General features: G+C 71.6%; 14 protein-coding genes. 4 read left to right on the top strand and 10 right to left on the bottom strand.

The annotated features are described in order from the left end of the window. Window position 1: 1 nt before the first annotated feature. The 4 genes from FZ046_RS20265 to bfr are packed head-to-tail and all read right to left on the bottom strand — an operon-like array spanning window position 2 to window position 3,506. Complete coding sequence (locus FZ046_RS20265) at window positions 2-1,111, bottom strand: amidohydrolase family protein (RefSeq protein WP_070353212.1); 1,110 nt, start codon at window positions 1,109-1,111, stop codon at window positions 2-4. Next, complete coding sequence (locus tag FZ046_RS20260; RefSeq protein ID WP_070353211.1) at window positions 1,111-2,457, bottom strand: type I glutamate--ammonia ligase; 1,347 nt, start codon at window positions 2,455-2,457, stop codon at window positions 1,111-1,113. Before FZ046_RS20260 ends, FZ046_RS20265 begins: the two co-directional genes overlap by 1 nt. A 21-nt stretch (window positions 2,458-2,478) precedes the next feature. Further along, window positions 2,479-2,961, bottom strand: a complete 483-nt coding sequence (locus tag FZ046_RS20255) for a carboxymuconolactone decarboxylase family protein (protein ID WP_070353210.1) — start codon at window positions 2,959-2,961, stop codon at window positions 2,479-2,481. Window positions 2,962-3,002: 41 nt separating this feature from the next. Continuing rightward, the gene (bfr, locus tag FZ046_RS20250) at window positions 3,003-3,506 is read right to left on the bottom strand and encodes a bacterioferritin (RefSeq protein ID WP_070353209.1); all 504 of its coding nucleotides are present in this window, start codon (window positions 3,504-3,506) and stop codon (window positions 3,003-3,005) included. 371 nt (window positions 3,507-3,877) lie between these two features. On the opposite strand from bfr, the gene FZ046_RS20245 reads away from it, so the two are divergent. Then, window positions 3,878-4,069 (top strand): (2Fe-2S)-binding protein, encoded by a 192-nt coding sequence (locus FZ046_RS20245; RefSeq protein WP_070353208.1) that lies wholly within the window; start codon window positions 3,878-3,880, stop codon window positions 4,067-4,069. A 12-nt stretch (window positions 4,070-4,081) separates the two neighbouring features. Here FZ046_RS20245 and FZ046_RS20240 read toward each other — a convergent pair whose 3' ends face one another. The 3 genes from FZ046_RS20240 to FZ046_RS20230 are packed head-to-tail and all read right to left on the bottom strand — an operon-like array spanning window position 4,082 to window position 6,004. Continuing rightward, the gene (locus tag FZ046_RS20240; protein ID WP_070353207.1) at window positions 4,082-4,840 is read right to left on the bottom strand and encodes an enoyl-CoA hydratase/isomerase family protein; all 759 of its coding nucleotides are present in this window, start codon (window positions 4,838-4,840) and stop codon (window positions 4,082-4,084) included. Window positions 4,841-4,856: 16 nt separating this feature from the next. After that, on the bottom strand, window positions 4,857-5,297 hold the full coding sequence (locus FZ046_RS20235) for a TIGR03618 family F420-dependent PPOX class oxidoreductase (RefSeq protein WP_070353206.1): 441 nt from the start codon (window positions 5,295-5,297) through the stop codon (window positions 4,857-4,859). After that, window positions 5,294-6,004 carry a hypothetical protein gene (locus tag FZ046_RS20230; protein WP_070353205.1) on the bottom strand — a complete coding sequence of 237 codons (711 nt, stop codon included), beginning with the start codon at window positions 6,002-6,004 and terminating at the stop codon, window positions 5,294-5,296. The genes FZ046_RS20235 and FZ046_RS20230 overlap by 4 nt, the downstream gene beginning before the upstream one ends. 59 nt (window positions 6,005-6,063) lie before the next feature. Between FZ046_RS20230 and FZ046_RS27690 the strand changes: the two genes are divergently transcribed. Further along, a complete protein-coding gene (locus tag FZ046_RS27690; RefSeq protein WP_070353204.1) occupies window positions 6,064-8,058 on the top strand; it encodes an FUSC family protein in 1,995 nt (664 codons plus the stop codon). 18 nt (window positions 8,059-8,076) lie between these two features. On the opposite strand, the gene FZ046_RS20220 is transcribed toward FZ046_RS27690, so the two are convergent. Both FZ046_RS20220 and FZ046_RS20215 read right to left on the bottom strand, forming a co-directional pair. Next, window positions 8,077-8,694 (bottom strand): PaaI family thioesterase, encoded by a 618-nt coding sequence (locus FZ046_RS20220; RefSeq protein ID WP_070353203.1) that lies wholly within the window; start codon window positions 8,692-8,694, stop codon window positions 8,077-8,079. Window positions 8,695-8,730: 36 nt separating this feature from the next. Beyond that, window positions 8,731-9,291: a TetR/AcrR family transcriptional regulator gene (locus FZ046_RS20215; RefSeq protein ID WP_070353202.1), complete on the bottom strand. Its 561-nt coding sequence runs from the start codon at window positions 9,289-9,291 to the stop codon at window positions 8,731-8,733. Between the two features lie 92 nt (window positions 9,292-9,383). Between FZ046_RS20215 and FZ046_RS20210 the strand changes: the two genes are divergently transcribed. Further along, on the top strand, window positions 9,384-10,940 hold the full coding sequence (locus FZ046_RS20210; protein WP_070353201.1) for an FAD-dependent oxidoreductase: 1,557 nt from the start codon (window positions 9,384-9,386) through the stop codon (window positions 10,938-10,940). Window positions 10,941-11,245: 305 nt separating this feature from the next. Here the strand turns inward: FZ046_RS20210 and FZ046_RS20205 are convergent, their stop codons facing one another. Beyond that, the gene (locus FZ046_RS20205; RefSeq protein ID WP_070353200.1) at window positions 11,246-11,629 is read right to left on the bottom strand and encodes a cupin domain-containing protein; all 384 of its coding nucleotides are present in this window, start codon (window positions 11,627-11,629) and stop codon (window positions 11,246-11,248) included. A gap of 112 nt (window positions 11,630-11,741) precedes the next feature. Between FZ046_RS20205 and FZ046_RS20200 the strand changes: the two genes are divergently transcribed. Continuing rightward, window positions 11,742-12,320, top strand: coding sequence for a TetR/AcrR family transcriptional regulator (locus tag FZ046_RS20200; RefSeq protein WP_070353199.1), 579 nt, complete (start codon window positions 11,742-11,744; stop codon window positions 12,318-12,320). Window positions 12,321-12,330 lie beyond the last annotated feature (10 nt).

Here is a 12,330-nt window from a genome sequence, read left to right as displayed (position 1 = left end):
CTCAGTCCAGACGGTAGATGCGGCGCGCCGTGGCGTGGCCGACGAGGTCGACGACGCGGACGGCGTCGGCGGCGCTCCACTCCCCCGCCGCCACGAACGACGACGTGACCTCGCGAATGCCGTTGCGCCACAACCGTGCCCCGAGATAGTGCAGCTCCACCGGTCCGAATCCGTCCGACGAATACAGGATCTTGCGGAACGGCGCCAGTTCGAACAGCCGCCCGATGAACGCCGTCGAGCGGGCACCGAGGTGGTTGATGCTCAGACCGCCGTCGAGGTACACGTTGTTGAAGGCCTGCGCGAGGTAGCCGGCCTCGCGCTCGTAGGGATAGCAGTGCAGCAGCGTGATGGGCGTGTCCCCCGAGCGTCGCAGGAACTCCAGCAGGTGAATGGGGTTGGCGGCGTGCAGATCGCAGTCGCGATCACCGAAGCCGGTGTGGAACTGCAGCGGCTTCCCGAGGCGCAGTGCCTCGTGGAGACCGAAGCGCAGCAGCACGCGGTCGGTGAGCCGGGTGCCGCCGGCGTCGCGCCAGCGCGCGGCCGCGTCGCGCACCTCGGCCGGCGACGGTTCGCTCAGGTCGCCGACGAAGCCGCCGCGGTAGGCGAGGATCGACTTGGTCCCGGCGGCCGTCGCGCCGCGCTCGGCCAGGAGCCGCGAAAACGCGTCGGCGTAGTCGCCCTCGTCGCGTGCGGCCTCCTCGGCGATCGACTCGAGTCGCACGATCTCGCCAACCTGGCCCCCGGATGCGGCGGCGAGCGTCGCGGGATCCGCGGCGCCCGCGGCGAATCCGGTGTCGACCAGCCAGTGCGTCACCCCGGCGGCGGCGAGGAAGCGGCGCGCCACCTCGGCGTCGCCGAGTTCGGACCGCCGCGCCCAGTAGACGTCCGGGTCGGCGTGCGGGGGCAGGTCCAGCAGTGGCGCACAGTGCGCGCGGATCGCGAACCCGATCTGGGTGTCGAACGCCGAGTCGAAGTCGGCCAGCGGTTCGACGTTGGCCTCGTTCAAGCCGTTCTCGAAGCGGCGGCGGTCACCGACGTCGAGCCAGTATCCGTGCACGTGGTGGTCGACGAGCCCGACCGCGTCGACGTGCTCGGCGAGCGGGAGGACCACTACACGCTCCAGGCCAGCCGGAACGTCTCGGCGAGTTCGTCGTCGGTGCGGCTGCCGTAAGTGTCGTGCTCATAGCGGCGGACCGCAACGATCGCATCGACCGCCGCGTCACCCAGGATGCCGCGCAGCAGCGCCGAGCGGTCGAGTGCGGCGAGGACGGAGGCCTGGTCGGTGGGCAGCGTCGTGATGCCGGCGGCGCGGCGCCGCTCGTCGCTCAGCTCCGCCGGGTCGACCGTGACCTCCTCGGGTAGCGGCAGGCTGCGCTCGATGCCGTCGAGCGCCAACCCGAGGATGGCGGCCGACGCGAAGTAGGGGTTGGCCGAGGGGTCGACGATCTTCACCTCGACGTTGGCGCCGTGCGGGTTTCCGGGACCTCCGGTGAGGAAGCGGACGGCGGCCTCGCGGTTCTCGGTGCCCCAGCACAGCGTGGCGCCCGACCAGTGCCCCGGTTGCATCCGCAGGCCGGACAGGATCGATCCGCTGAGCACGCCGTGGGCGTCGGCGAGGCCGGCGAGCAGCCCGGCGATCGCCGCCTGGCCCGCGGGCGTCATGCCGCCCGGCCCGTCACCCCCGGAGAACACCGGTTCGTCGGACGTCTGCAGTGAGAAGTGCTGATGCGCACCGGAACCGACGCTACCGGTGAACGGCACGGGTGAGAGGCTAACCCGCACGCCGTGCCGGCGGGCGACGCGGCCGACGACGATGCGGGCCAGGACGAGGGCGTCGGCGGCGGCGACGGGGGTGCGTGGAGCGAGCGAGATCTCGAACTGGTTGGCGCCGTACTCGGGGTGGAACTGTTCGATCATCACCCCGGCGGACGCGGCGGCTTCGATGACGTCCCGGACGAAACCCTCGAATTCGAGGACGCCGGCCAACCCGTACTGCGCCCACAGGTGGGACGGGAGCGCCGACCCGTCCGGGGCCACGAGGACGAACTCCATCTCGTGGCCCACCTGCGCGATGTAGCCCGCCGTGGCGAGGCGTTCCTCGATGCGGCGCAGTGTGCCTCTGCTGCACAGCGGATCCGGGCTGCCGTCCTGGTCGAAGAACGAGCCGGGCGCCCAGGCGAATCCGTCGCCGAGCAGGTGGAGTTCGTCGAGGTCGATGCGGATCCGCCGATCGCCCACGACCCCGGTGCCGGGCCCGACGACGATGCCGGTCTGGTCGATGGCGAACACGTGCCACACCGGGCTGGCGCCGAACCCGGGATCGGCGAACGCGCCGATCCGGTGGACCGGGATGGTCTTGGCGTGGGTCAGCCCGGCGGGATTGACCACCGTGCCGAGGATCGTGGAGACGTCATGGGTCTTCAGGTCCGCGACGCGGTTGGCTGCCATGGCAGCCATTGTGCCGGGCGGGGCGGCCGGCTACAGGGTGATCTTGCAGGCCTGCCCGATGTCGAGCGTCCGCAGCATCCGCCCCATGCCGAGCCACATGGCGCACGACAGCGCGAGATCGGTCAGCAGTTCGTCGCTGAACTGTGCGCGGCAGCGGTCCCAGAAGTCCTCGTCGTCGCGCAGTGCGGTGTGGTCGCGCGCGAAGCGGGCGGCGAACTCGGCGGCCACCCGCTCCTGCTCGTCGAATCCGGGCCAGGTCTGCCACTGCGCGGCGTGGTCGTAGAGCGCCTCGTCGACGCCGGCCGCGGCGCCCTCGGAGTCGCGCGTGTTCTGGCACACCACGCATTCGTTGTCCAGCGCGATGACCATGCGGGCGAGTTCGCGCACGCGCATGGGCAACCGGTTCTTGGTGTAGACCGCATGGGTGAATCCCGCCATGGCGGTGCCGATGTCGGGCGACTTCGTGATCCAGGCTGCGGCGTCGTCGTCGGCGAAGGATCCGATGCGGCTCATGGCGGGATCCTACGCCCGACGACGACGATGTGGAACGTGTTCTAGTTCGCCGGGTGGCCCGACCCGCCACCCGGCGGGCGGGACACGCACTGCGCGGAGTACAGCTGCTCGCCGAGCTTGGACATCAGGTCGAGTTGGGTCTCGAGGTAGTCGATGTGCCCCTCTTCGTCCTTGAGGATCTCCTCGAGCAGACGGGCGCTGGTGGCGTCGCCCTTCTCCCGGCACATCATGATGCCCGGCCGCAGTCGGTTGAGGACCTCGTACTCGATCGCGAGGTCGGCCTCGAACTGCTCGCGCAGCGTCTGGCCGATGCGCAGGGAGAAGAGGCGCTGATAGTTCGGCAGGCCGTCGAGCAGGAGGATCCGGTCGGTGATCCACTCGGCGTGGTGCATCTCCTCGAACGATTCCTTGCGGGTGTATTCCGCGAGTTCGGTGAAGCCCCAATTGTCCTGCATCTTCGAATGCAGGAAGTACTGATTGATGGCCGTGAGTTCACTGGTCAACTGCTCGTTGAGCAATTTCAGGACCTCGGGGTCGCCTTGCATGCTGGCTCCTCGCGCGCCGGGAGGACCGCATCCGGCGCAGGTTCGTGGTGACCGTCAGGGGCTGTCTGACGTCCCTCGAACATAGTCGACGCGGCGGCGTACAGCTAAGGGATCGCCGGGCGTTTTCGGCCTTTCAAGTGCGACTTTCGGTTAGGCAACCCTCGGAAGGCATCGACTTTCCGGCGCTGTTGTGGACTGGCTACCCTTACTAAGGTTAGACTCCACTAACTCTCAGATCGCACCGTCGGCGACCGTCGCCGGTGCCCGTGGACCGAGGCGGCAGCGATGACCGATCGTCGAATTCGTCCGCCATTCCGGGCGGCCGGAATTGGCGCGCGGAATGGTGCGGCATTCGACGCGGCGGTCGGCTGATGTTCGTCTGTCTGTGCACCGGGGTCACCAGTCAGGTGGTGACCGATCTGGTGAGCGCGGGCGCCTCTACGTCCAAGCAGATCGCCGACGCCTGCGGTGCGGGCTCGGACTGCGGCCGCTGCCGTCGCACGGTGCGCGCCATCATCGCCGCGGCGCAGACCCAGCAGTGCCCGGTGCACGCGGCGAGCTGACTCGACAGCCGGTCACGGCGACTTGCGGTCGGCGAAGGCCGCGAGCGCGTCGGCGTTGGCGGCGGCACCCAGCAGCACCTCGAACTGCGCGTACTCGCGCGCGGCGGCCGCGGCGATCTCCTCGCGCGTCGGATCCACCATGGTCTGCTTCACCGCGATGAGCGACGGCACCGGTCGCGACGCGAGGACGGCGGCGTGCCGCTGCGTCTCGCCGAGCAGGTCGTCGGGCTCGCACACCTGCCAGACCAAACCCATGCGCAGCGCCTGCGGCGCGTCGATCCACTCCGACGAGAGCAGCATCCAGGCCGCGTTCTGCCGGCCGATCAGCCGCGGCAACAGGTAGGACGACGCCGCCTCCGGAGCCACGCCGAGGCTTGTGAAGGGCGTCTTGAGTCGCGCGGTCGCCGACATGAACACCAGGTCGGCGAAGCCGAGGATCGTCGCACCGATGCCGACGCCGACCCCGTTGATCGCCAGGAGCAGCGGCTTGCGCAATGCGGTGAGCGTCTCGATCAAGCCGGGGAAGCCGTACTCCCCCTGCTGGAAGTCCGGGTCGGTGACGCGGGCCTGCATCTCGAGCAGGTCGTTGCCCGCCGAGAAGGCGCGACCGGTGCCGGTGAGGACGACGACCGCGACCTCCGGGTCGGCGTCCGCCTCGCGCAGCGCCACCGTGGTGGCGTCGTACAGCGCTTCGTTGAAGGCGTTGAGCGCCTCGGGGCGGTTGAGGGTGAGGGTTCGTACGCCGTCCGCGTCGTCGATTCGCACCAGCACGAAGCGAGCGTAGGCATCAGCCTCCGGTGTAGATGCGCCCGGGTGTGACGAGGCCCGCAGTGCGGCGCTGTTCGATCATGGTCCGGTCGTAGGCGTCCCAGTCGTCGTGAGTGCCGCCCGCGGCGGTGAAGACGTCGCGTAGGAGTCGGCGCAGGCCGTCGTCGTCCGACCAGGGCTGCGGGTCGTCGGGTCCGACGAGTTCGGCGGTGCCCTCCACCGTGGCCCACCGCCAGCCCTGGCGGAACGTCACCGCGAGCTGCGGTCGCGCGCGGAGGTTCGCGAGCTTCACCCTGCCGTAGGTGACGAACGCGAGCACCTCGATTCCGGTGTCGGGGTGGGCCAGGACGCCCGCGTTGACCAGGCTGGCCTGGATCGTCTGGTCGGCCCGCAGCGTGGCGACCACCGCCAAGCCGTGGTCGGCGGCCGCGAGTGCTGCGGCCTCGTGCAGTGTCGTCACGGCGCCACCGCCGTGGCGAACGGCATGCGCAGCGGGTAGCGACTGGTGGGCACCGTGTCCACGTCGCGGTCGGCGCCGAAGGCCGACGTACTGGCCAGCATCCGGTTCATCCGGTCGCTCAGGTCGGCGTCGTCGGCCGCGCCGAAGAAGGCGTGCAGGTCCGTGGTGGCCTCGATCGGGAAGTTCTCCTCGACGATCGCCGCGACGGCCGGGGCGCCGTCGGTCAGCGCACGCACGACCGTGTTCTGGGTGTAGCCGAACGTCGACTGGGTGGCGATGGCGACGGCGGTGTGGTCGACGTGCCACCGGCGCAGCCACGTCGCCTCGTCGAGGTCGGCCGGTCGGCGCAGCAGCGCGACGTTGGCGAGCCCGGGCGTGCGGTCCCCCGCGTGATCCGGGGGTGGCAGCGGCACGGACTCGGTCACCAGGTAGGCCGCCAGCCGCTCGCACTCCCCGGTGAGCACGTCGAGGGCGGCGCGGGTGGCGTCGCCGTAGTACTGCCGAACCCACAGCGAGACGACGGCGACCACGGGCGGGTCCATGGTCGTCAGTGTCAGCACCGCGTCGCGGACGGCGTCGTCGCGCACGTTGACCGCCAGCCCGGCGACGTCGAGGCCCAGCAGGCGGTCGGCGACCTCACCCCGCAGGCGCGCGCACCACGTCTCCTCGGATGCCGCCCGCTGCATCGTCACGATGACCTTCTCCACACCGGGCAACCTACCGGCGGCGCCGCGGTGTGGCGGGTGGTCTCCGGTAGAAAGGCGGGGTGAGGGAGCGGCTGAGCGTGCCGGATGCCGGCGCGGTCGCGCGCAGCCTCATCGCCGTCCTGGTCGTGGCGGTGGCTGGTCTCTACCTCCTCGGCGCCACGGGCGCCATGGCCGCCACCGGGGCCGCCGCGATCGCCGGAGCCACTGCGCTGCAGGACAGTCCGCACGGCCGGGTGCCCCTCGTCATCGGCGTGTCGCTGGTCGGTGGTGCGGCGGTGTTCCTGGGCGCGGCCACCGTCGGGCACTGGGCGATCTTCACCGTGGTCGTGACCATCTGGTGCTTCTGGGCGGGCATGGCGTGGGCGGCCGGAAGCAATTCCGGGCTCATCGCGGCCGCCGCGACCGTGTTGATCGTCGTGGCGCGCCCGGAGGCCGGCGGGTGGCTGCCCGCCGCTGCGGCCGCCGGTCTCGCGGTGCTCGGCGGTCTCGCCCAGGCCGCGCTCATCGGATGGTGGCCCCGGCGGCGCTGGCGCGCGCAGCGGGCGGCCCTGGCCGCGGCCTACGAGTCACTGGCCCACGACGCACACGGGTTGACGCGCGATTCCGAACGCCGGGTGGCGCGCGAACCGCTGCAGGCGCTGCGCGCCACCTTCCTTCCGGCTGATGGCCGGAGCCTGCGCCGGCCCCTCGCCTACCGCGCCTGGTACGGGCTGCCGGAGCGGATCGCGGTGACGCTGAGTGCCGTCAGCGACACCCGCAGAGGCGATGCCGGCGGGCCGGACGACGACCTGACGGGGCTGCTGACCGCGGCGGGTGACGCCCTGGCGGCCACGGCCTGGCCCACCCGCGCCAACGCCCGGCTGGTCCGTGCCGCGCTGGAACGGGTCGACGCGGCGGTCGACGACGTCGACGACGCGGCGCGCGGGGTGGCCCAGCGGCTGGCCGCCCAACTGCACGACGCGGCGACGCTGCGCTTCGGCGAGGCGGTGCCGCGACCGGGCGGGGCGTCCGAGGTCCGGCAGAACTCCTGGTCGGACTTCGTCGCCCGCACGGTGTCGCAGGTGCGCCAGCAACTGCGCAACGGGTCGCCCGTGTTGCGGCACGCCGTGCGGCTGGCGCTGGCCACCGGCTGTGGCGTGGCGATCGCCCGCGTCGCGGAGGTCGCCCACGGGCTGTGGATTCCGCTGGCGGTGGTGATGGCGCTGCGCCCGGAGACCGCGCACACCTACACCCGCTGCCTCGGAAGGGTGGCGGGCATGGTGCTCGGGGTGGTGTTGGCGACCACGGTGACCGTGGTGCTCGGCCCGAGCGGACCGGTCGGCGCGGCGCTGGGCGTCGCGGTGCTGGGCCTCGCCTACGTCGTGTCCACCCGCGGCTACGTCGCCGCCAGCGCGTCGCTGGCGGCGGCGATCGTGTTCCTGCTCGACATCCCGGGCGGCACGGGCATCGTCGCGATGGGTGATCGGGTGCTGGCAACGCTCATCGGCGGCGTCCTGGCGGTCCTCGCCCACGTCGTGCTGCCGGACCGCGCGTCGGTGCGGCTGCGGCTGCGTGCCGGCGAACTCCTCAAGGCCGAGATCGACTACGCCGCGGCTGTCATCCGTGCCTCGGTGCACGACGTCGACCGTCCCGACGAACTCCTCGCGGCGTCCTGGGACCGCGCCTTCCGCGCGCGGGCGGCGTTCGAGGAGGCTGCGGCGACGGGGCTGATGGACGACACCGCGCTGCGCCGGTGGCTCAGCTCCTACCGGGCCGGTCTGAACGCCGTCACCGCGTCGTGCGCGGCGCTGGAGGCCAACCTGCCGGCGCGGCGCTCCGCACCCACGACGGCCGCGCTGGTGAGTGCGGTCGACGAGCTGGTCGAGGCGCTGCGCGGTGACCCGCAGACGCCGGGTTCGGCGTGGACGCTCAATGTCGACGCCCTGAACGGGGCGTCGGCCCGGGTGCGCGGTGAACTCGCGCGGTTCGACGACGCCTCGACCCGGGTGCTGCTCGTCGAGATCGACACCGTGGCCGAGCGGCTGGTCGAGGTGGCGTCCGCGATTCCGGGCTGAGCACCGCCGCGCGAGGTGTCAGCGCGCCCACTTCGGCGTGATGAACACGCCCTGAGCCTCCACGGTCACGCCGTCGGCGTCGGCGAGGTGTCCCACGGCGTAGGTCTTGATGCCCTCGGTGCGCTCGATGCGCGCCTCGGCGTGCAGGTCGCCCAGCGGCGTGGTCCGCAGGTAGCGCAGCGAGATGGTCCCCGTGAGCCGGGGATGCTCGGCGCTGCTGGCGGCCTCGCCCAGCAGGTGATCGAGGACCAGTGCCGACACACCGCCGTGCACGTGCCCCGGCGGTCCTTCGAAGGCCGCGCCGAGGTGGAAGTCGGTGACCACCCGGCCGTCGTCGGAGCGGTGGATGAGCAGCGGCGGCGCGATCGGGTTGCGCAGCCCGATCACCGGGTTGCCCCACGGCATCTGGCCACCCTCGGACAACCGGACGCCGAACGGGCCGTCGAGCTGGCGGCTGCGCAACCGTGCGGTGGCGGCGTCGATCTCGGCCTTGGCGGCGGCCACCGCGTCGGCGTCGACCTCGGTGCGGATCGTGGCGTCGATCAGGTCACGGACGGACTCGGTGAGCGGCCCGAACACCGCCCGCAACCGGGCCACCTGCTCGGCGTCGAGCTGCTCGACGGTGAACTCGACCATGCCAGCACTAGAACACGTTCCAGCGGTGGTGTCGAATCACGGTGCGTCGTCCACCAGCAACCGTCGCACCACGGGCCGCGCCCACCGGATGAGGTCGTCCGGCGAGAGGTCAGCGACGGCCGGGTTGGCTAGGACGTAGCGCGTCGTCGCCAGTCCGATGACGAAGGCGCCGAGCAGTCCCGCACGCTGCTCGGCGTGGTCGGGGGTCACGGCCGCCAGCGCGGGCGCCACCTGCGTGGCGAACACCTTGCGCATCGTGTCGGCCGCCGCGGGGCTCGTCATCGCCGCCCGCAGCAGCGCCACGAACGTGGTGTCCTGCTCCCACACCGCGAAGAAGCGGCCGAACAGCGCGTCGGCGAGGTCGTCGGGTGCGACGTCGCGCAGGTCGGGCAGGTCCACCGAGAACTCCGCGGCGGCGGCGAACAGGTCCTGCTTGCTGCCGAAGTAGCGGATCACCAGCGCCGGATCGACGCCGACGTCCGCCGCGACCGCGCGCAGCGTAGTGCGTTCGAAGCCGTCCGCACCGAAGCGCAGACGCGCCGCGGCGAGGATGTCGGCCCGCGTCTCGGCGGCGTTGCGGGGTCGGATCGAAGCCATGGGCCGAGCTTAAGTCATCACTCGTTGACATGACGCGGATGGCGGCCTAGCGTTCAAGTCACCAATCGTTGACATGCTCGGAGGACACCGCCATGGCCGCCCACGCCGACCACCCCGTCCTCGTCGTCGGAGCCGGACCCACCGGCCTCACCGCGGCGCTCGAACTCGCCCGTCTCGGCGTGCCGGTCCGCATCGTCGACCGCGCCACGGCGCCGTCGACCACGTCGCGGGCGCTGGGCGTCCAGGCGCGGACCCTCGAACTGCTCCGCCCGCGCGGCATCAGCGACGCGATGCTGCCCTTGGGCAACCGCGTCCGCGCCACCGCGCTGCACGCCGGCGGGCGCCGCATCGCGGCCATCGAGCTGCACCGCATGCACAGTGAATACGACTTCGTCCTCATGCTGGCGCAGTCGCAGACCGAGCGGCTGCTCGCCGAACGGGCGACCGCGCTCGGCGTCGACGTGGAACGTGGCGTCGCCTTCGAATCGCTCGAGCAGGACGGCGACGGCGTCACCGTCGTCCTGCGCCACGTCGACGGCCGCGCCGAGACGGTGGCTGCGTCCTACGTCATCGCCGCCGACGGCTCGCACAGCCCGGTGCGCAAGCACCTCGGCCTCGGTTTCTCCGGACGCGCCATCGACCAGGACTACGTCCTCGGCGACGTATGCCTGGACGCCGACATCGCCAACGACCAGCTCTCGATCTTCCTCGCCCGCCGCGGCTTCCTCGCCGTCTTCCCCATGGGCGGACGCCGCTTCCGCTTCATGGCGACCGACCCCGACCACGTCACCGGCGACGCCGCAGAACCCTCGCTGGGCGACATCCAGGCGCTCTACGACCGCACGGTGCACGTCACGGCGAAATGTACTGCGCTGCAATGGAGTTCGCGTTTCCGGATCAACAGCAGACACATGGACACGTTGCGGGCGGGCCGGGTGTTCTTCGGCGGCGACGCCGCGCACGTGCACAGCCCCGCCGGCGGGCAGGGCATGAACGCAGGCATCCAGGACATGCTCAACCTGTGCTGGAAGCTCGCCATGGTGCGCCGCGGGCTCGCCCGGCCCGAGCTGTTGGACACCTACGAATCCGACCGGCTGCCGGTGATCCGCGATCTGGTGGCGATGACCGAACGCGCGACCACGGTGTTCAACTCGACCCACCCGCTGGCGCACGCTGCGCTGGTGGCCCTCGCGCCGCGCGTGCTGGCGCGCGACGCCGTGCAGCGCAAGGCAGCCCCGCGGCTGGGTCAGCTGTCCGCGTCCTACCGCGGTCAGCGGCTCGCCGAAGGCGGCGGACGGCTCGGGTCACTGCGGGCCGGGGACCGCGTCCCCGACTCGACGTTGCCCGAGGGGCGCCTCTACGACCTGCTCGCCCCGGCCGCCCTGACGGTGGTGCACTCCGGCATCGACGGCATCGCCGCCGCGGTGGCGCCGTGGGCCGGCGCGGTCGACGTCCGGCAGGCGTCGCTGCCCGACGAGGTGGCGCCGGCCCCGGCCTGGCTGCTGATGCGACCCGACGGCTACCTCGCCGCCGCTGGCACCGCCGGCGACCTCGACCGGCTCCGCGCGTGGCTGGCACGCTGGTGCCGACGTTACGACGATGCGACACAACGACATTCGGTTTCCGTGCGGCTGGCGTCACCCGCCTGATTCCGGTGCCCGTCGCCGCCCGGCGAGTGTGAATCTGACGACGCGTCACCCGGGATCTGCGTCGCCAGATTCACAGTCGCGGCGGGGTTGGGCGTCGAGTGTGTGGATGGTGCATGCATTGCGCGAGTGGACCCGCCCGGACCCACACACTCGGCGAGTGTGGGTGTTGCGTACGCGATGAGGCCGAAATCCGTGCGCAAGGCCCACACTCGGTGCTGTCGGGCGCCGAGTGTGAATCTGACGACGCGTCACCCGGGATATGCGTCGCCAGGTTCACAGTGGCGGCGGGAGGGACGGCAGAACCGTCAGTCGCGGACGAACGGGACGTCGGCGGCCGGGGCGAGGACGACGTACATCCGCCGCCACGGGTCGGTGCCTTCGAGCGTCCACTGGTGGCCGGTGCCCTCGGTGTCCTCGGCGAGCAGGATGTCGCCGGGGTGCAGAAAAAACTGCTCGCCGTCGCGCGTGGTGAAGTGCAGCGTCCCGCTGAGCGTCACCACCAGCTGACGCACCGGCGCGGTGTGCCAGGCGAGCGATCCGCCGCCGGCGGTCTCCTCCACGGTGACGTGGGTGGCCGACATGGCTCCGGACAGCAGGTCGTCGTTGCGACCCGGCCGGATGTCGAGATGCCCGATCTCGACGTGCGAACCACCGTCCGCGCCGCTCCACAACCGCACGCACCGGATCACGCAGCCACGCTACGCCCCGCGGGCGACCCGCATCACAGCCGAGCGAGCGCCGTGGCGAAGATCATCGCCGACTTCGTGGTCATGTGTCTACGAAAGACATAGCATCGTCGGCATGGCCGCACGAACGCACAGCTCCGATCCCCGCGCCGAACGCGTGCGGACGATGCTGCGCGAGGCGGCCTTCGACCTCGCGCACGAACGCGCGGTCGACCGGATCACGGTGGCGGACCTCGTCGCTCGCGCGGGCGTGAGCCGGCAGGTCTTCTATCAGCACTTCACCGATCGCGACGACGCCGTCGCATCGGCCTTCTCGGTGGCCTTCGACGCCGCGACCGCCGACATCGACCCCGACGCCGAACCGCGGACCCGCATCCTGCGGGTCTTCGACCTCGCGGCCGAGCACCGCGCGATGTACCACAACGTCGTGCCGAGCGCGGTGACCCAACGGGTGGTCTCGGCGTTCCGCGCGGCGCTCCTGCCCGCCTGCGACGAGCTCGCCCGCCGCGGCATGCCCGTCGTCGGGGCGATCGCCGGACTGAAGACCGACGCCGTCAGCCGCTTCCTGGTCGGTGGCTTCCAGGAGGTCCTGCGGTCCTGGATGGAGGACGCCGACGCCACCGATCTGCGCGGCCGGGTGACCGCCGCGCTCGACACCGTCGACGCGCTGCTCGGCCTGAGCCCCGCGCGCTGAACCACTCACC

Origin of the sequence: Mycolicibacterium grossiae, assembly GCF_008329645.1 — a bacterium.
Classification (GTDB): Bacteria; Actinomycetota; Actinomycetes; order Mycobacteriales; family Mycobacteriaceae; genus Mycobacterium; species Mycobacterium grossiae.
Note: the sequence above shows the minus strand (reverse complement) of the source record. Positions and strands in the feature narration are given on the sequence as shown.